This is a genomic window from Ramlibacter sp. (assembly GCF_035706265.1).
GTDB lineage: Bacteria > Pseudomonadota > Gammaproteobacteria > Burkholderiales > Burkholderiaceae_C > Ramlibacter.
Window position 1 is genome coordinate 1 of the sequence record NZ_DASSVG010000199.1, and the last position, 17,863, is coordinate 17,863.

At 72.1% G+C, this 17,863-nt stretch carries 18 protein-coding genes; all 18 read right to left on the reverse strand.

Going from position 1 to position 17,863, the window contains the following annotated elements; all coding sequences use genetic code 11:
* Window positions 1-1,093 (reverse strand): sigma-54 dependent transcriptional regulator (locus VFM98_RS07340; protein ID WP_325109256.1); only part of this gene is annotated, 1,093 nt, incomplete at its 3' end.
* A 74-nt stretch (window positions 1,094-1,167) separates the two neighbouring features.
* Window positions 1,168-2,466, reverse strand: a complete 1,299-nt coding sequence (locus VFM98_RS07345) for a sensor histidine kinase (protein WP_325109257.1) — start codon at window positions 2,464-2,466, stop codon at window positions 1,168-1,170.
* A 4-nt stretch (window positions 2,467-2,470) separates the two neighbouring features.
* A complete protein-coding gene (locus VFM98_RS07350; protein WP_325109258.1) occupies window positions 2,471-2,872 on the reverse strand; it encodes a TlpA disulfide reductase family protein in 402 nt (133 codons plus the stop codon).
* A gap of 98 nt (window positions 2,873-2,970) precedes the next feature.
* Entirely contained in the window at window positions 2,971-4,239 is a 1,269-nt protein-coding gene (gene ccmI, locus VFM98_RS07355) for a c-type cytochrome biogenesis protein CcmI (protein WP_325109259.1), read from the reverse strand.
* A complete protein-coding gene (locus tag VFM98_RS07360) occupies window positions 4,236-4,727 on the reverse strand; it encodes a cytochrome c-type biogenesis protein (RefSeq protein WP_325109260.1) in 492 nt (163 codons plus the stop codon). The genes ccmI and VFM98_RS07360 overlap by 4 nt, the downstream gene beginning before the upstream one ends.
* Window positions 4,724-6,706, reverse strand: a complete 1,983-nt coding sequence (locus tag VFM98_RS07365) for a heme lyase CcmF/NrfE family subunit (RefSeq protein WP_325109261.1) — start codon at window positions 6,704-6,706, stop codon at window positions 4,724-4,726. The genes VFM98_RS07360 and VFM98_RS07365 overlap by 4 nt, the downstream gene beginning before the upstream one ends.
* 2 nt (window positions 6,707-6,708) lie before the next feature.
* On the reverse strand, window positions 6,709-7,446 hold the full coding sequence (locus VFM98_RS07370; RefSeq protein ID WP_325109262.1) for a cytochrome c biogenesis protein: 738 nt from the start codon (window positions 7,444-7,446) through the stop codon (window positions 6,709-6,711).
* Between the two features lie 159 nt (window positions 7,447-7,605).
* Window positions 7,606-8,127 carry a tetratricopeptide repeat protein gene (locus VFM98_RS07375; protein ID WP_325109263.1) on the reverse strand — a complete coding sequence of 174 codons (522 nt, stop codon included), beginning with the start codon at window positions 8,125-8,127 and terminating at the stop codon, window positions 7,606-7,608.
* Window positions 8,124-8,972: a cytochrome c biogenesis protein gene (locus VFM98_RS07380; protein ID WP_325109264.1), complete on the reverse strand. Its 849-nt coding sequence runs from the start codon at window positions 8,970-8,972 to the stop codon at window positions 8,124-8,126. The genes VFM98_RS07375 and VFM98_RS07380 overlap by 4 nt, the downstream gene beginning before the upstream one ends.
* The gene (locus tag VFM98_RS07385; protein ID WP_325109265.1) at window positions 8,969-9,982 is read right to left on the reverse strand and encodes a hypothetical protein; all 1,014 of its coding nucleotides are present in this window, start codon (window positions 9,980-9,982) and stop codon (window positions 8,969-8,971) included. The genes VFM98_RS07380 and VFM98_RS07385 overlap by 4 nt, the downstream gene beginning before the upstream one ends.
* Window positions 9,983-9,987: 5 nt before the next feature.
* Complete coding sequence (locus tag VFM98_RS07390) at window positions 9,988-12,456, reverse strand: cytochrome c3 family protein (RefSeq protein WP_325109266.1); 2,469 nt, start codon at window positions 12,454-12,456, stop codon at window positions 9,988-9,990.
* 4 nt (window positions 12,457-12,460) lie between these two features.
* The gene (locus VFM98_RS07395; RefSeq protein WP_325109267.1) at window positions 12,461-13,519 is read right to left on the reverse strand and encodes a 6-bladed beta-propeller; all 1,059 of its coding nucleotides are present in this window, start codon (window positions 13,517-13,519) and stop codon (window positions 12,461-12,463) included.
* Window positions 13,516-14,508 (reverse strand): hypothetical protein, encoded by a 993-nt coding sequence (locus VFM98_RS07400; protein WP_325109268.1) that lies wholly within the window; start codon window positions 14,506-14,508, stop codon window positions 13,516-13,518. Before VFM98_RS07400 ends, VFM98_RS07395 begins: the two co-directional genes overlap by 4 nt.
* Window positions 14,502-14,876 (reverse strand): c(7)-type cytochrome triheme domain-containing protein, encoded by a 375-nt coding sequence (locus VFM98_RS07405; protein ID WP_325109269.1) that lies wholly within the window; start codon window positions 14,874-14,876, stop codon window positions 14,502-14,504. Before VFM98_RS07405 ends, VFM98_RS07400 begins: the two co-directional genes overlap by 7 nt.
* A complete protein-coding gene (locus VFM98_RS07410) occupies window positions 14,873-15,445 on the reverse strand; it encodes a c(7)-type cytochrome triheme domain-containing protein (protein ID WP_325109273.1) in 573 nt (190 codons plus the stop codon). Before VFM98_RS07410 ends, VFM98_RS07405 begins: the two co-directional genes overlap by 4 nt.
* A 2-nt stretch (window positions 15,446-15,447) precedes the next feature.
* Entirely contained in the window at window positions 15,448-16,320 is an 873-nt protein-coding gene (locus tag VFM98_RS07415; RefSeq protein WP_325109270.1) for a hypothetical protein, read from the reverse strand.
* Window positions 16,317-17,237 (reverse strand): hypothetical protein, encoded by a 921-nt coding sequence (locus VFM98_RS07420; protein WP_325109271.1) that lies wholly within the window; start codon window positions 17,235-17,237, stop codon window positions 16,317-16,319. Before VFM98_RS07420 ends, VFM98_RS07415 begins: the two co-directional genes overlap by 4 nt.
* 8 nt (window positions 17,238-17,245) lie before the next feature.
* On the reverse strand, window positions 17,246-17,863 hold a 618-nt coding region (locus tag VFM98_RS07425; protein WP_325109272.1), incomplete at its 5' end, for a c(7)-type cytochrome triheme domain-containing protein.

Here is a 17,863-nt window from a genome sequence, read left to right on the forward strand (position 1 = left end):
GCTCGCGCACGTTGCCCGGCCAGTCGTAGCTCACCAGGATTTCCTCGGCCTCCGGCTCCAGCGTGAGCTTGCCGGCCACCCCGAAGCGCTCGCCGCCGCGCGCCAGCAGGTAGCGCAGCAGCGCCGGGATGTCCTCGCGCCGCTCGCGCAGCGGCGGCACGGTGACGTGGAAGCCGCTGATGCGGAAGTACAGGTCCTCGCGGAAGCGGCCCTCGGCCACCATCTGCTTCAGGTCGCGGTTGGTGGCCGCGACGATGCGCACGTTGACCTTGCGCACCTGCTCGCTGCCCAGCGGCCGGATCTCGCGCGCCTCCAGCACGTGCAGCAGCTTGACCTGCAGCTCCAGCGGCAGCTCCCCGATCTCGTCCAGGAAGATGGTGCCGCGGTCGGCTTCCAGGAACAGGCCCTTGCGGGCCCGGTCGGCGCCCGTGAAGGCCCCGCGCACGTGGCCGAAGAATTCGCTTTCCAGCAGGTTCTCGGGAATCGCGCCGCAGTTCACCGGGATGAAGGGCGCGCCGGCGCGCTGGCTTTGCTGGTGGATCGAGCGCGCCGTGACGCCCTTGCCGGTGCCGCTCTCGCCGGTGATCAGCACGGTGCTGTCGGTGGGCGCCACCTTGGCGATCAGGCGATCGAGCTGCTTCATCGCCGGCGACACGGAGGGGCAGCGGTCGTCGCTGCGGCCCACCACCAGCTTGCGCAGCGCCTCGTTCTCGCCGCGCAGGCCGCGCAGGTCGGCGATCTGCGCCAGCCGCTGCAGCAGCTCCTCGGAGCGCAGCGGCTTGATCATGTAGTCCGTGGCGCCGGCCTTCATCGCCTCCACCGCGGTGTCCACCGAGGAGAAGGCGGTCATCATGATGAAGGTGGTGTCCAGGCCGCCCTTGCCGGCTTCGCGCACCACCTCGATGCCGGTCAGGTCCGGCATGTTGATGTCGCACAGGGCCACTTCGACGTCGCCCTTGGCCAGGCGCATGAGGCCCTCGCGGCCGCTGCCCGCCGTCTCGACGGTGTGGCCGGCGCGCGTGAGGCTCGCGGCGAGGATCTGGCGGATCGCCGGCTCGTCGTCGATGACCAGGATCTGCAGCGAGGAGCTCATGCCGGGAGTGTAGCGGCGTGCACCCCGCGGTCCACCCCGGGACGCGCCCGGGGGAACGCCGCCGTCAGCTGTGCTTAGCCGCGCGCCGCGGGCAGCCAGAGCGTGGCACGGGCGCCGCCCCGGGGCAGGCCTTCCAGCGCGATGCGGCCGCCGTGTTCCTCGGCGATCGCCCGGCACAGCGGCAGCCCGAGGCCGGTTCCCTTGCCGGCGGGCTTGGTCGTGAACAGGGGATCGAAGGCGCGCTGCAGCACCTCCTGGCTGAAGCCGCAGCCGTTGTCTTCCACCCGCAGCTCGATGCCGCCCTCGACGGTGCGGGTGGCGATCTCCAGCCGCGCCGTGTGGGCGGGCAAGCCGTGGGTGGCGTCGGCCGCGTTGATCACGAGGTTGATCAGCAACTGAACCAGCCGGTCGGCACAGCAGTCCACCGCCGGCAGCAGGGGATCGAGCTCGGTCTGCACCAGCACGCCTTCCAGCCGCGGCTCGTAGCGCAGCAGCGCGAGGCCCTGGGTCACGATCTCGTTGAGGCTGGCGAGCTGCCACTGCGCGGCCGGCGCGGCGGCCAGCCGGTTGATCTCGCGCGTGATGGCGATCAGCCTGGCCGTCTCGTGCAGGATCGGCTTGACGCAGTTCTCTTCCACCGCCGGCGGGCAGGGGCCGTGCGTCTCCAGCAGCGCGCGGGCATAGCCGTCGATGGCGGCGATCGGGTTGCCGATCTCGCGGATCACGCCGGCGGCCATGGAGCCGATGGTGGCCAGCTTCTCCTGGTGCATCACGTGGCGGCGTTCCACCGCCAGGTCGCGTTCGCGCTTGGCCAGCGCGCCCGCCAGGTTGTCGACCGCGTCGCCGAGCTCGCGCAGTTCGTCGCGCCGGGCCAGCGGCTTGCCGAGGCTGCGGTCGCCGGTGACGATGGCCTGGGCGCGGGCGCGCACCGTGTCGATGTCGCCGGCCAGCCGGGCGAAGAACAGCAGCGCCAGCGCGCCGATCGAGGTGATGCCGATCCAGGCCAGCGTGGCGATGGTGACCGTGCTGCCGTCGATGAAGTGGCGGGTGGCGTTCAGGTGCGCCACGCGCTCCTCGAAGGCGGTGCGCAGCCGCAGGTCCACGGCCTGCACGTCGGCGCCGGCGCGCAGCTGCGCCTGGCGCTCCTCCAGCAGGCTCTCGTAGCGGCCGTGGGCGGCCTCCAGCGCCTCCAGGTGCGACTGCACGGCGCCGCGGAACAGGAAGGCCGAGGCCACCATCACGGTGGCCAGGGCGATCAGCGCCAGGATCGCCAGCATGCCGGTGGCGCGCAGCGACATGCGGCGCGGCCGTTGCGGCGCCGGCGAAGAAGGCAGGGCCCCGGCGAGTTCCGGGAGCGGGGCGGCGGTGACCATGGCGTCAGGCGTCCTCGAGCACGCGATCGAGCCGGGCCCGCACGGGCGCGGCATCCCAGTCGCGCGCGCCGACCCAGCAGGCCAGCACGCCGCCGTCGCGCGCGACGACGAAGGTCTGGGGCAGGGCATCGAGCCCGAGCTGCTTCACGGCCGGCGCGCGGGTCGCGAGCACCGCGCCGCGCAGGCGCGCCGCGCGCTCGGACAGGTACTCGCGCACGGCGAACACGTCGTCGGCCAGTGCGATGGCGGCGACCTGCACACCGCGCGCGGCCAGGGCGAGGCCCAGCCGCTCGAGCGCCGGCAGTTCGGCGCGGCAGGGGGCGCACCACAGCGCCCAGAGGTTCACGATGCGGGCCTGCGCACTGGTGGCAGGCAGGGTGGCGGGCTGGCCGCTCAGCTCCGTCACTTCCAGTTCCGGCCAGCGGGGTCGGTGGCCGGTGGCGGGAGAGCGGCCGCAGCCGCTGAGGCAGGCAGCGAACGCGGATGCGATCGCGGCCCGCCGCTTCACTTCACGACCTCGGTGATGACGAGCTTCGCGTCCTTGGCGCCGACCTTCACCGGGCCGATGGTGCCGGTCAGGTCGCCCGGCTGCGGCATGGCGTTGCCGCTCTTGGAAATCCGGGCCACCAGCTGCACCTGGTCGCGCAGCGAGATGCGGGCCTCGGGCGACATCGCCATCGAGTCGTCGAGCTTGAACTGCAGCGGGAACTTGTCGGCCGGCGCGCGCAGGATCGCCAGCGGCATGCGGCCGCCGTCGGCCGGGCGGGCGTAGACGTACAAGGTGGCGCCCGCGGGCACGTTGGCCTTCACCGCGTCGGCAATGCTCACGCTGCCTTCCACTGCCTGGCCGGAGGATGCGGCGGCGGCGGGCTTGTCGGTCGGCGCGCCGGCGACGTTGGCGTGGCCCGGCACCGGCTGTCCCGAGCGGCCCGCTTCGGCCAGCGCCTGGTCGATGTTGGCCTGCACGGTGGCGGCCGGCTGCGAGCCCGGGGGCACGGTGGCCAGCAGCTTCTTCCACCATTCGGCGGCGCCGAGGAAGTCGCCGCGGTTGAACGCGGCGGTGCCGGCCAGCGAGAGCGACTTCTGGTGCTGCGGATCGAGCTTGAGCGCCTCCTTCACCAACTGCTCGGGCCGGCCGTCGAGGCTGCGGCCGTTGACCATGGCCAGCACGTCGGCGTAATCCGCCAGCAGGTTGGGATCGGTGCGATTGAGCTGATAGGCCTTGTCGTAGGCCTGCGCGGCTTCGGGCAGGCGCTGGAACACCACGTAGGAGCGCGCCAGCATGGTCCAGCCGGTGGCGTCGTTGGGGTTCTGCTTCAGCTTCTCGGCCAGGGCCTGCACCAGGCCCTCCATCTGCTCCTGCGACATCTCGTGCGGCGAGTCGCCGCCGGCGGCCTGCTGCTCGGCGGCGGGCCGCAGGGCGGCGGGGTTGCCCAGCACGGCGTAGACCGCCAGCGCGCCGATCGGGATCAGGGCGGCGATGGTGCCGACGAAGGCCTTCGATTGGGGCTTCTGCTGCACCGGCTTGTCGGTGCCGACGTCGCCCACTTCCTCGATGACGCGGGCTTCCAGCTCCGCGAGTGCCTGTTCGTGCTGCTCCCTGGTGAGGGTGCCCTGCGCGAATTCGGCATCGACCTGCGCGCGCTGGTCCCGGTAGGCGGCCATGGGCGAGAGCCCGGCGCGGGTCTTGGCGGGGCGCAGCAGCGGCGGCAGCACGAACAGCAGCGCGCCGGCGAGCAGCAGGACGGCGCTGGCCCAGAAAGCGATGGTCATGAACGGGTCTCCGGCTCGTCGGCGAGCAGTCGGGCGGCCTTGCGGCGCTGTTCTTCGGTGAGTTGGGGCGCTTCGGCCGCGTGCTGGCCGCGGCGGCGCACGATCAGCACGGCGACGCCGAGGCCGATGGCCATCAGCGCGAACGGGCCGACCCACAGCAGGAGGGTGGTCGCCTTCACCGGCGGCTTGTAGAGGACGAAGTCGCCGTAGCGCTCCACCATGAAGTCGAGGATCTGGCGGTCGGTCTTGCCGGCCTTGAGCTGTTCGCGGATCTGGTTCTTCAGGTCGATGGCCAGGCCGGCGTGCGAGTCGGCGATGGTCTGGTTCTGGCACACGAGACAGCGCAGTTCCAGGCCGATGTCGTTGACGCGCTTCTCGAGCGCGGGGTCCTCGGCGACGTCGGGCGCCTCGGCCGCGCGCGCGGCCAGCACGGCGAAGGCCACGGCGAGCAGCACGACCAGCAGGCGGAGAAGGTGTTTCAGCCTCATGCCTTCGCTCCCGCGAGGCCGACCGCGGCGCGCTTCTTCTCTTCCTTCGCCAGCCGGTAGCGGCGGTCGGTGGCGGCGAGCAGGCCGCCCAGGGCCATGATGAAGGCGCCGCCCCAGATCCAGTCGACGAAGGGCTTGACCTGCAGGCGCACGGCGAACGCGTTGTCCTCGATCGCCTCGCCGATGGAGACGTAGAGGTCGCGCGTGAGGCCGGTGTCGATCGCCGCTTCGGTCATCGGCATCTGCGAGGCCGTGTAGAGGCGCTTCTCGGGGTACATGGTCTCGACCAGGCGCTCGCCCTTCGTGACCTTGACCACGGCCTTCAACGCGATGTAGTTGGGGCCGGTGTACTCGCCCATGCTTTCCATGCGGAAGGTGTAGCCGCCCAGGGTGGCGCTGGTGCCGGGGGACATCTTCACGTCCTTCTCGGCTTCCCAGGCCTTGACCATGGTGACGCCGAAGATGAACACGCCGACGCCCAGGTGCGCGAGGATCATGCCCCACTCGGCGCGCGGCAGCAGGCGCGGCGCGCGGGCCAGGCGCTGCAGCACGTTGCCGCCCGCGTTGCGGGTGCGCTCCAGCAGCGTCACGACCGTGGTGCCGACGATCCAGGCCGCCAGCAGGATGCCGAAGGAGGCGAGCAGCGAACCGCCTGCAGCCAGCGAGACGCCCGCGGCCACGACGGCGGCGGCGATCGCGCCGGCCAGCCGCCTGGTGAGGTCCGGCAGCGAGGCCTCGCGCCAGCGCGCCAGCGGGCCGATCCCCATCAGGAAGACGGCGGGCGCCATCAGCGGCACGAACACGGCCTCGAAGTAGGGCGGGCCGACGGAGATCTTGCCGAGGTTGAGCGAGTCGAGCAGCAGCGGATAGAGCGTGCCCAGCATCACGCTGGCGGCGGCCACGGCGAGCAGCACGTTGTTCACCAGCAGCATCGATTCGCGCGAGATGGTGGCGAAGCCGCCGCCCAGGCCCACCTTGGGGGCGCGGGCCGCGAACAGCGACAGCGAGCCGCCCACCACCAGCACCAGGAAGCCCAGGATGTAGATGCCGCGCTTCGGATCGGTGGCGAACGCGTGCACGGAGGTCAGCACGCCGGAGCGGACCAGGAAGGTGCCCAGCAGGCTGAAGGAGAAGGCGAAGATCGCCAGCAGCACCGTCCAGGAGCGGAACACGCCGCGCTTTTCCGTCACGGCCAGCGAGTGGATCAGCGCCGTGCCCACCAGCCAGGGCAGGAAGGAAGCGTTCTCCACCGGATCCCAGAACCACCAGCCGCCCCAGCCCAGCTCGTAGTAGGCCCACCAGCTGCCGATCGCGATGCCCAGCGTCAGGAACATCCAGGCGACCGTGGTCCACGGACGCGACCAGCGGGCCCAGGTGGCGTCGAGCCGGCCCGAGAGCAGCGCGGAGATCGCGAAGGCGAAGGCCACCGAGAAGCCCACGTAGCCCATGTAGAGCATGGGCGGGTGGATCACCATGCCGGGGTCCTGCAGCAGCGGGTTCAGGTCACGGCCTTCCGCCGCCGCCGGCAGCAGCCGCTCGAAGGGGTTGGACGTGAACAGAAGGAAGCCGAGGAAGCCGGAGGCGATCAGCCCCATCACGCCCAGCACCCGGGCGACGAACACCGAAGGCAGCCGGTTGCTGAAGACGGACACCGCCAGGCCCCACAGCCCCAGCATCAGCACCCACAGCAGCATCGAGCCCTCGTGGCCGCCCCACACCGCCGCGATGCGGTAGGGCGTGGGCAGCTGGGTGTTGGAGTGCTGCGCCACCACCAGGATGCTGAAGTCGTTGTTCACGAAGGCCACCGTGAGCAGCACGAACGCGATGGCCACGAACAGCAGTTGCCCCTGGGCCGCGGGTTGCGCCACGGCCATCCAGGCGGCCCGCCCCCTGGCCGCGCCCATCAGGGGCAGGATGCCTTGCGCCAGCGCCAGCATCAGCGCGACGATGAGGCAGAAGTGGCCGATTTCACCGATCATCATTACTCCTTGGCCGGCTTGCGGGCGCTGCCGCCCTCCGCACGGGCCGATCCGAAATCCCGCCCGCCGGGTTCGCGATCACGCTCTCGCGTGAAGGCTTCCAGGCGCGCGAGCACCACGGCGCCCGCATAGAAGCAGGACGCCAGCGTCATCAGGGCCATGACCCCGGTGACCAGGGACGAGCCGGCGACGCTTGCGGCGGCGCGCTCGTGCAGGCCGTGCCACCAATCCACCGAAAGATAGACGATGGGAATGTTCAGGGCGCCGGTCAGTACCAGCACGGCCCCGGCGCGCTGCGCACGTTCCGGCTCCTCCAGACCCCTGCGCAACGCCATCAGCCCGGCGAAGAGTAGCAAAAGCACCAGCTCGGTCACCAGACGTGCATCAAGTGCCCACCAGCTTCCCTGTGCTTGCTGGCTGGCCAGGCCGGTGCAGAGGGCCACGATCGAGGCCGCGGCGCCCACCGGCGCGAGGGCCGGGAGGGTGCCCACAGGCAGCCGGGCGGGCCCGAGCAGGTGGTCGGCTGCGGCCGCCACGGCCACGCCGTACAGCAGCAGCGACAGCCAGGCGGCAGGCACGTGCACGTAAACGATCGTGTAATCGGCCAAAGGTTCCATCGAGCGCCAGCCGATCGTCGCCGCGAGCGCTGCCAGCAGGATTGCGGCCAGGCCGAGAGCGCGCACGAGGCCGCGCAGGGCGCGGTTCGGGCAGGCGGCGGACACGGACGGCAGGACGGTCAAGGCAGGGCTCCTCCGGAGGCCCTGGGTGCACGGAGCGTGCCAGCCCGGAGAGCCCCGCGCAACGGTGGAAACGGCCGAAACCTTCCCGTGCGCAGGAGGCGGGCGCCTGCGGTTCCCGGAAACAGGAAGAAGTCCCTGCCCGGAAGAGGCCTATGCGGACTAGGGCTTGGGCGCGTGCCGGCCGAGCTTTTCTTCCCACTCCCACAACGCGGAGCGGGCCTTGGCGCGGTAGGGGTCGTCGGCGCGGGCGAAGTGCAGGAAGGTGCGCATGGCACCGAGCGCGCCCTCGTAGTCCTGCCGGGCCTCTTCCGTCAGCGCGAGGCCGTAGTAGGCATTGGCCTGGCGCGGATTGAGCTCGATGGCGGCGTTGAAGAAGCCGCGGGCGGCCTCGGGCTGGGCGAGGCCGAGCAGGGCATAGCCCATGTTGACGTGCGCCTCTGGCATGCGCGGGGCGATCTCCAGCACCCGGTGCAGGGCGGTGATCGCGTGGTCGTACTGCTTGGCGTGGAGCATCACGACGGCCTGCTCGAAGCGCTGCTGGACCTCGCGCTGCTGCATCTGGCGCTGGTGCTCCAGCCGGCCCACCGCGGCGGGCTCGCTGGCCCACTTGACCAGGCCGGCGACCAGGGCCAGCGCCAGGATCAGGATCGTCGCGATCAGCGTGTACTTGGGCTTGTTCATACCGCTCCCTTGTGCGGCGCCAGGGTGACGAAGGGCACCCCGAAGAAGGTGAGGAAGGCGAGGACGAAGACGGCCACGATCATCAGCGCGCCGGCGCGCGGGCCGAGCCGCCAGGCGAGGCGGGCGTGCACGGCGGCGGAGAGCGCCAGCCAGGTGACGAAGGCCCAGGTCTCCAGCGGATCCCAGGCCCAGAAGCGGCCCCAGGCGTCCTGGGCCCAGACGGCGCCGGCCACCAGCATCAGGCTCTCGAACACCAGTGCCGCCAGCATCAGGCGCCAGGCCAGGGCGTCGAGGGTGGCGTCGGCGGGCATGCGCTGGAAGCGGGTGCGGCCCCAGGCGCCGGCGCGGGCCAGGATCACCCCGGCCAGCGCCGTGGCCACCAGCGCGCAACCGAGGAAGATCTTCCCGAGCAGGATGTGGAACCACATGATGCCCATCTCGTAGGTGGCGGGCCGGTGGGTGTCCACGGGATCCACCGTGAGCAGCCAGGCGGCCATCACCGCCAGCAGGCCCAGCGCCACCGGGGCGCTCTCGCGCACCGCGGGCAGGCGCCAGTGCGCGATGCGCCAGGCCAGGCCCAGGCTCACCAGGCTGCTGGCCAGGATCTCGAACATGTTCAGGAAGGGGCCGTGGCCCAGCCGCAGCCAGCGCAGCGCGATGCCGGTGGCGAGGGCCGCCAGCGCCAGGTCCACCAGCAGGGCCGGCCGCGGGGCCAAGCGAGCCGCGAGGCCGGCCGGGCCGCCGACCGCCACCAGGCTGCGCCGCCACGCCAGCAGCGCCGCCAGCCCGACCAGCACGGCGCCGGCGCAGAACCAGGTGTATTCGAAAGGCGGCGGCGTGTTCATGGCGTCGCTCCGGTTGTGTCGTCCCCGCGCAGGCGGGGACCCAGGGCCGCGCCGCTGGATTCCCGCATGCGCGGGAAGGATGGAGAAGCCCACAGGTGCCACGCCAGCCCCGCGATGCCCGCCAGCGCGATGGCCAGCAAGGGCAGCAGGGTCGGGTCGTAGAAGATGCGGTAGCCCATCCAGCCGCTCAGGCGCTCGTAGCGCAGGGTGGCGCTGCCGGTGCGGATCGCGTCGCCGGGGCGCAGTTCATGCCTTTGCCCCTGCGCCTCCACCACCAGCGTCGCCGGGATGGTGCGGGCGGCCAGCGTCCAGGCGCTGTGCTCCGGGATCGCCTGCTCGATGCGCAGCCAGAACTTGAGCGCCTGGCCGTCCGGGGCGGTCCAGGCGTTGGCCTGGTTCCAGTCCTGCACCGGGTAGGAGGGCATGTGCAGGGCGCCGGCCACCGCCTCTTCGCCCTCCCGCTGCCAGCTCACCACCGGGGCGAAGCCCTTGTTGGAGGTGGTGTAGAAGCGGTAGCCGGCCAGCACCAGGGGCGTGTCGTCGCCGACGGTGCGCGGCTCGCGCTCCCCGGGCAGCCACACCGTGCTGCGGGTGTGGCCGCGCCGCACGCCGGGCGCGTAGTCGACCTCCCAGCTGCCCTGCAGGAACTCCACGCGGCGCCAGGCGCCGTCGTTCCAGGGCCCGGCGGCCGTGACCTCCACCTGCGCGGCATCGAGCGGTGCGCCTTCGGTGACTTCGACCCGCCCGTCCAGGTGCGTCAGGCGCCCCCAGCCGGCCACCAGCAGGCCTGCGAGCAGGGCGACGTGGAACAGCCCCAGGCCGCCGCTGCGCAGCGCCGGCCGCAGCACGATGGCCGCCGCCAGGTTCAGCGCCAGCAGCGCCAGCGGCGCCACCATCCACCACACCGGCGCGTCGGCCAGGTTGTAGGCCGCGAGCGTGCCGGCCGCGAGCAGGGCGAAGCCCGCCATGGTGAGGCGGGTGCCGGCCAGGATGCGGACGAAACGGCGCATGGCGGTCAGGGCGCGTTCTGGCAGTTCTCGCTGGAGTCGCGCATCCAGTCGCGGCCGCTCTGGCCGTTGCCGGGCGCGCCGGCGGAGCCGCAGTTGGTGTCGCTCCACTGGCCGCTGCGGGCGAAGGTGCGCACCTTGAGCACCGCATTGAGGTAGTAGGGCGCCTTGGAGTAGGCAGCGGTGGTGCCGGTGCGCACCTGCGTTCCCGGCGCCAGCCCCGCCTCGGGGCCGACGTCGTTGAGGTTGACCAGGAAGGCCTTGTTCTTCCAGCCGTGCGGCACCGCCACGTGGCACCAGGTGCAGCGGATGCGGCCGATCTTGTCGGTGTGGTAGGCGTGCAGGTTGCCGCGGCCGCCGCCGAAGAAGCCGGTGCCGCCGCCGCCGTTCTTCGTGCTGTAGGTGTTGGCGTCGTGGCACTTGAAGCACAGCATGTTGGCCGCGCCGCTGCCGCTGTTCTGGTCCCACGTGCCTTTCAGGATGAAGTTGTTGGTCGAGCCGTGCGGCCCCCAGGGGCTGCCGTCCTCGCCGCCGGCCGGCACCACGGTGTCGGCGGCGGTGTTGGAACCGTGGCAGTCGCTGCAGTACATGGTCTGCGTTCCGGCGTCGTTGGCGCCGTTCCAGGGCGCGCGCCAGGAGGCGGTGGTGGTGGTGCGGATCGCGTTGGAGCGGCCGGTGGAGCGCATCACCGGGTGCCAGGCGCGGTGGTTGTTGGTCTGGAAGTTGACGCTGTAGGTCTGGCCGGGCGGCCGGCCGGAGAAGGCGCCGGAGTCGGCGGTGGTCAGCTCGCCGGCGTGGCCGGGCGGCGCCTGGAATTCCATCGCCTGGTCGGTGTACTGGGTCAGGCCGTTGGTGCCCGTGGGCGTGCCGCCACCGGAGTTGCCCAGGTTGGGCGGCGTGGTGTAGGCATAGGTGGAGTGGCACTTCAGGCAGACCTGGTACTCGCGCGTCACGTAGGTGCTGGCGACCGGGTCGGTGCCGGCGCCGGGCACGCCGCGCTTGACCAGGTACGAGGCGGCCGGCGTGCCGAAGGCGGCGCCGCCGTACTGCGGCTCCACGCCGTGGCTGCCGCGCAGCACGCCGGAGGCCAGGTTGGAGTGGGTCGAGGCGTGGCTGTGGGTGCCGGCCGCATCGGGGGCGGCCGCGCTGGCGTTGAACAGCCGGTTCTTGATCACGCGGTGCGGGTTGTGACAGTCGGTGCACTCGACGTGCCGGTTGGCCGGGCCGGCGCGCCCGAGCAGGGCTGGGTCCTCGAAGAAGTCGCGCCCGCGCTGGACTTCGCCGGTGCCGGCGCCGGTGCCGATGTCGTGCACCTCGGCGCTCGACTTCTGGTCGGCCAGCGTGATCGGCATCCGCCGCCCGAGCGCGAAGTCGCTCTTGACGTCGGGCACCTGGGTGACGGTCTGCAGGATCGTCTGCCCCGTGGCCGCATGGCACTGGTAGCAGGTCTCCTCGATCGCCGAGTTGCCGCCGGCCTTGGGACTGGCGGGGCTGTCGGTGCCCTCGCGCAGCAGCCGCCGCGCGCCCTGCACCGTGTGCGTGTCGTGGCAGCTCATGCAGGCGGCGCGCCACACCGGCAGGCCGAGCGGGAACTCGCGCGTGTTGGCGGCGGCGTCGAGGAACTTCTCGTCCGCCACCAGCGGATTGGCGTGGGCCGACAGCGCCCATTCCTGGCCGGCCTTGTCGTGGCAGGCCAGGCAGAGGATGTCGCCGTTCTCCGAGAACAGGCCGCCGGCCGGCGTCGATTCCTGCAGCCGGTTCAGGCGCAGGAACTTGGCCGCGCCCTTGGTGGGATCGGTCTCCTTCAGGTGCGGGTCGTGGCAGGTGGTGCACTGCAGCTGGCCGTTCTCCAGCGGCAGCTTGGGCCTGGCCTGGCCGCGCGTGCGGGTGCCGACGTTGGTGCCATCGGGCGTGCGCAGCTCGCCGTCGGCATTGGCGAGCGTGGCGTCGTAGGTGAAGGAGATCGGGTGGTCGTTGCTCAGGTCGGTGCCGAGGCTGCGCGTGAAGCCGGTGGTGGCGCCCGCGCCGGGCGGCATCACGCCGCCGGGGCCGGTGCCGCCGAGCGCGATGCTCGGATTGGCCTGGCCGTTGAGGACGTTCACGTTGCCGATCGCCATCGTGCCGTCGTGGCAGGACAGGCACAGGCGCGACAACCCGCCGGGCCCCTTGGACAGCTCGTCCACGTTGGCCTCGATGGAGCTGGAGCTGTAGGTGGCCGAGTAGGTGGCGTTGCTCAACTTCCGGTTCCACAGCGGCGCGGCGAGCTGGGTGTCGGCGCTGTGCGGCGTGTGGCAGAAGACGCAGATCTGCGTCTCCGTGGTCGCCTTGACGGTGCCGGGGCCGGTCTTGGACAGGTTGTGCTTGGTGTTGGCGATGTCCGAGACCTTGGCCGCCGACGCAAGTCGGGGGGGAGCCAGCCAGGCCGCCAGTGCCAGCAGGGCGAGGACGAGGATGGCGGCGAGCCGGCGGGCTGTCATTCTTCTAGTTGCCTCCGAGGAACTGGAACACCGCCACCCGGGCGTTGAACATGTCGGCCACGTACACGCGGTTGCGCGCATCGACCCAGACGCCGGCGGGCAGGTGGAAGCGGCTGCCGCCGCTGCTGTCGGTGCCCCCCAGCGGCATCAGCAGCCGGCCGCCCCGGTCGTACACCAGCAACGTGTCGTGCATGGATTCCACCACGTAGAGGTTGCCCTCGTCGTCCGCCGCGACGCCCTTGGGCCGCACCAGGTTGCCCACGTAGAGCCCCCGCTGGCCGAAGCGCAGCACCAGCTTGCCTTCGGCATCGAAGCCCTGGATGCGGGCGTTCATGGAGTCGGCCACCAGCAGCACGCCGTCGCTGAGCGCCAGGTGGGTGGGGTAGTTCAGTTCGCCCGGCGCGTCGCCGCGCGTGCCCCAGGTGGCGAGATGGCGGCCGGCGTCGTCGAACACCTTGATGTCGTGCCCGTGGCTGTCGGCCACGTAGATGCGGCCGCGGGCGGCGTCGCGCGCGATGCCGGTGGGGCGCTGCAGCAGGCCGGCGCCGAATTCGCCCCGCGGCGCGCCGTCGGGCGCGAGGCGGAATACCCGCGCGAGGTCGGAGTCGGTGACCAGCAGCTCGCCCTCGCGGCCCAGCGCGATGGCGATCGGCGACGCGAAGTGGGTGCTGCGGTTGGCCTTCTCCCACACCTGCAGCTTGCCGTTGGCCTCGTCGAACACCATGATCGCGGCCCGGCCGACGTCGGTGACCAGCACGCGGCCCTGGCGGTCGACCACGCCGCTTTGCGGGCGCACCAGCATCAGCGGCTGCTGCGGCGTGGCGTCGAGGCCGGCGATCAGGGCGAACAGGCTGCGCCCGACGCTGCGGCTGCCGTCGCGCGGGCTGAAGTTGGTCTCGCCGCGCAGCTCGCCGACGAAGCGGTAGCGCGGCACCTCCTGCGTCTCGGGCGGCGGGAACAGGCGCGAGGCCGCGCCGGTGGGCGGCTCCAGCCGCATCACCATGGGCTCGCTGGCGCAGGCCGCGAGCAGCAGCGCGAGGCAGGCGGCCGGCAGGCGCGTCATCGCGGCGGCTCCGGCGTTTCCATCGAGGGCGGCGAGACCAGCAGCACCTCCACCCGGGCGTTGAGGCTGTCGGCCACGTACAGCAGGTTGCCGTCCAGCGCCATGGCCTCGATGCGGCCGAAGCGCCCCGGCCCGTTGCCCTGGCCGCCGACGCTCGCCAGCAGCTTGCCGTCGCGGAACACCTTGATGCGCTGCTCCATCTCGTCGCTCACGAACACCCGGCCGCTGGCATCGACGGCCAGCGCGCGCGGCTGCACCAGCTGGTGCTCGCCGATCACCTCGACCGGCGCTCCGCGGCGGTCCAGCACCACGACCTGCTGCGCGATCCGGTCCAGCACGTAGAGCCCGCGCGGGCCCAGCGCCATCGCGGCCACGCTCTGCAGCACGCCGGGACGCGTGCCGCCCAGCACCTCGCGCGGGCGGCCGAGCGGGTCGAACACGATCACGCGCGCCGTGGCGCCGTCGCCCACCAGGATCTCGGAGCGGTCCTCGGGCACCACCACCGCCACCGGCCGCGGCGCGTCGGGCTCGCTGGCCCAGCGCCGCACCGGCCGGCCGCGCAGGTCGTACTGCACCACCGCATGGTCGGCGGGCTGCGCCACCCAGGCGCTGAAATCGTTGCCCAGCTGCAGCGAGGCACCGGCCTCGGGCACGCCGCCGGTGAAGGCCGCGAACTGCGCGATGCCGTCGCGGGCGCGGTCGTAGCGCCAGATCACGCGGGCGCCGGCGTCGGCCACGAGCAGGACGTCGTTGCGCGCCGTCACGCCGACCGGCTGGATGAAGTTGACGCGCCCGCCGGCGGGGCGCTGCAGCTGCAGCGGCGAAGCGGAATCGACGCGCCAGCCGCCGGTGAGCGTGAGCCAGGGCCGCAGCACCGCGTTGCCCGGCTCGGGCGGCAGGCGGCGCACCTCGCCTTCCTCCAGCGCGCAGCCGGCCAGGGCGGCGATGCCCAGCGCGAAGGAACGGCGCGTCCAGCCGCGGCTCACCATCGCGACGGCCCCGTCGTTTCGGAGGAGCCGTAGATGCCCGGTTTCACGCCCTTCCTGGCCGAGTGGCACAGGTCGCACCGGTCGGGCGACCAGGCGATCTGCCCGTTGTGGCACATGCCGCAGAACTTGCCGTTGACGATGTCGTTCATCTGCACGTAGTTGGCCCCGGCCCGCATCTTGAAACCCAGTTCGGAGTGGCACACCTTGCAGCGAAAGCGGATCCGGTGGAACCAGTGGGGGAATACCACGGCGCGCATGCCCTGCCTGGTGGAGCTGCGATCGAGCACCACGTCGCCATATTCCGCCTGCGCGGGGACGGCGGCAAGAAGGCCCAGCGCCAGGACCAGCGCGCAGGGCAGGAGTTTCATTTGGTGACCCCCTCGCGCACCAGCGCGCCGTTGAAGGCCGCGTGCTCGGGGCTGCCCCGCTGCACGCTGTGGCAGCGGTCGCATTCGGTGAGCGGGAAGGCGACGGCGCCGTGGCACAGGCCGCACTTCTCGCCCGCCAGCACCCGCAGCATGCCGATCTTCGTGGCGCCGGCCTTCTGCTCGAACAGGCCGTTGCCGTGGCAGTTGCTGCAATCGAGCCAGGCCGTGTGCTGGCGGTGCGGAAACTTCACCATCCCGAGGTGGGCCGTGTTGACCAGCAGGACCTCGGTGGTGCGCAGGTTGACCTTGGTCTCGGGCAGGATGTTGGTGCGCGGCTGGATGGCGCCCTGGTCGAGCGCGCGCACCCAGCGCACCTGGTTGCCCACGGCGTCCGGCGCCAGCGCGCTCAGCGCGCCCAGCGCCTCGGCCGGCTCCTGCAGCACGCCGACGGCGGGGCTTTGCGGATCGTGCAGGTCGTCCTTGGCGATCGCGAGCCACTTCTGGCCGGCCGCCAGCGCCAGCGCGCACAGGCCGGCCAGCAGCACGAGCAGCAGCGCGCGCCGGACCATCGTCACCCCGGGATGTACACGCCCGCGGCGCGGATCGCCTTCACCAGTTCGCGGGTGGATTCTTCCAGCGTCTTGATGGCGGCCGGATGCTCCTTGCGGGCCGCTTCGGCCTCGGCCCGGGCGCGCAGCTGCGCCGAGGCGGCCACGGCCTGGTCCACCATCGCGTCGGCGCGCTTTTCCTTCAGCAGCATGTCCACCAGCATGCGGTGGGTGTCGTTGCGGTCGATCTCGTAGTGGTATTCCTCCACCGGCGTGGCGAAGTTGAGCGAGCGCACCACCGTCTCGCCGCCGCGCATGGAGCCGATCGCCGCCTTCACCGTGAGGTAGGCCTGGTCGATCGTGCGCTTGGCTTCCGGCAGGCGGCCCCCCTGGGCCTGGCGCTCGGCCTCGGCGATCAGGCCTTCGACCTGGCGCGTGGTCTCGCCGGCGCGGGCGTCCTTCTTCTCCGCCGCGATGCGCTTCTGCGCATCGAGCAGGGCGCGGGTGGAATCGGCGCGGGCCTGGTAGTCGTTGCGCTGCTTGGCGTCGGCGATCTGGTCCGGCTTGGCCAGCCGCACGGCGTCGATGAAGGCGCGCGAGGATTCGTCCAGCAGCTTCGAGCTGCCTTCGAGGTCGCCGGCGCGCAGGGCCTCGCCGGCCTTGGAATGCAGCTCGCGCGCCTGGGCGCGCCGGCCGGCGGCTTCCTTGCTGCCGCTCGCCTCGATCTGCTTCGCGGCGGTGGAGGATTCGATCAGGGTCGCGGTGGAGCCGAGCTTGCGTTCGAGCTGCTCGCGGTCCGGCGTGACGCGCGCCTGCGCGGCGGCCGCGAAGGAGATGCACAGGCACATCGCCGAGACGACGGCGCGCAAGGTCCGGGAAACGGGAATCTTGTTCATTGCGTGCTCATGGATTGCGGAACGGCGAGTCCGGCGGCCTGCAGGGCACGGCGCAGGATCTCGGTCGCCTCCGCGAGATCGTGGAGGGCCGCGGTCGGATCGCGGGCGAATTGCGCCTCGCCGCGTTCGCGCAGTTCGCGGGCCTGCCCGACGTGGCGGTCCACCAGCGCGCGCGCCTCGGGCGAGGGGCGGAATTCCAGCAGCGCCAGCGGCACCAGCCGTTCCAGGCTGCGGTGGCGCTCCAGCTCGAAATCGAACTCCTCACGCCGGCTGGCGAAGCGGTGGTCGTAGACGATGGTCTGGCCGGCCAGGCGCTGCGAAGCGTCGTTGAGCAGCATCATGAGCGCGCGGTTGAGCGTGCGGTTGGCCTCGATGTACTTGTCGGCCTTGGCCTCGGCCACGGCCTGCTCGACCAGCGCCTCGGCGGCACGCAGCGCCTGCTCGCTCTCGGCCTTCCTGGCCGGCTGGGCGTTGGGCAGCGCGATCTGCGCCGTGCGGCGCAGCGCCGCCACGCTGTCTTCCAGCTGCGCGTAGCGGGCGCGCTCGGCCGCCTGCTGCACGCCGGGATCGGGCACGAGCTGCTGCGCCTTGCTGACGGCGGCGATGGCCTCGTTCAGCAGGGTGTCGGCGGCGCGGGTGTCGCCTTCGCCGTTGACGCGTCGGGCGTGATGAACCAGGTCGCGCGCGCGGCCGAAATGCTGGCGCGCCTCTTCGCTCTGGCCGTTGGCGATGCGCGCGGCCAGCGGCGAGTGGTTCAGCATGCGCTCGAGCATCGCGAGCTTCTGCTCGACCTGCTGCGGCGAGACCTGGCGGCCGGCTTCACGGAAGGCCGGGTGCTGCGGCGCGGCGTCCTGCGCCCAGGCGAGTTGCGCCGAGGCCAGCACCAGCGCGGCGGGGGTGAGGAACAAGCGGCCCATGCAGCCTCCTACGGGCGCGGCGGCGCTTCCGGCGCGCCGGCGGTGGCGGTGGCCTTCGGCTTGGAGTGGCACAGGCGGCATTCGGACACCGGGAAGGCGACCTTGCCGTGGCACACGCCGCACTGCTGGCCGAGCAGGATGCCCGCCATGCTGATCTGGTTGGCGCCCTTCTGCGGCTTGAAGATGGCCGGGTGGCAGTTGGAGCAGTCCAGCCACTCGGTGTGCTGCTTGTGCGGGTACACCACGTCGGGCATCGAGCCCTTCACCTCGCGCACGATGTTGAGGTCCATCACTGCCGGCGCGACCTTCGGGTCGGCGCGGTCCGCGCGCGGCGCGATCTTGCCTTCGCGCAGCGACTTGACCCAGTCCACGCGGTTGCCGGCGTTGCTGCGGGCGAGCTCGGTGAATGCGGTGGCGGGCGGCTGCAGGGCCATCGTGCCGTCGTTGGCCGGGTCGTGGATGCCGTCCTCGGCCGGCGCGCGGTTGCGCAGCGTCGGGCGCAGCAGGCGGTTGAAGGTGTTGACGCCGGCTGCGGGCTGGACGGCGGCGACGGTGGCGGCCGCGGCCGGTGCGGGCGCCGGGGCCGCGGCGGTGGCCGGAGCAGCGGCGGCGGGTGCTGCAGGTGC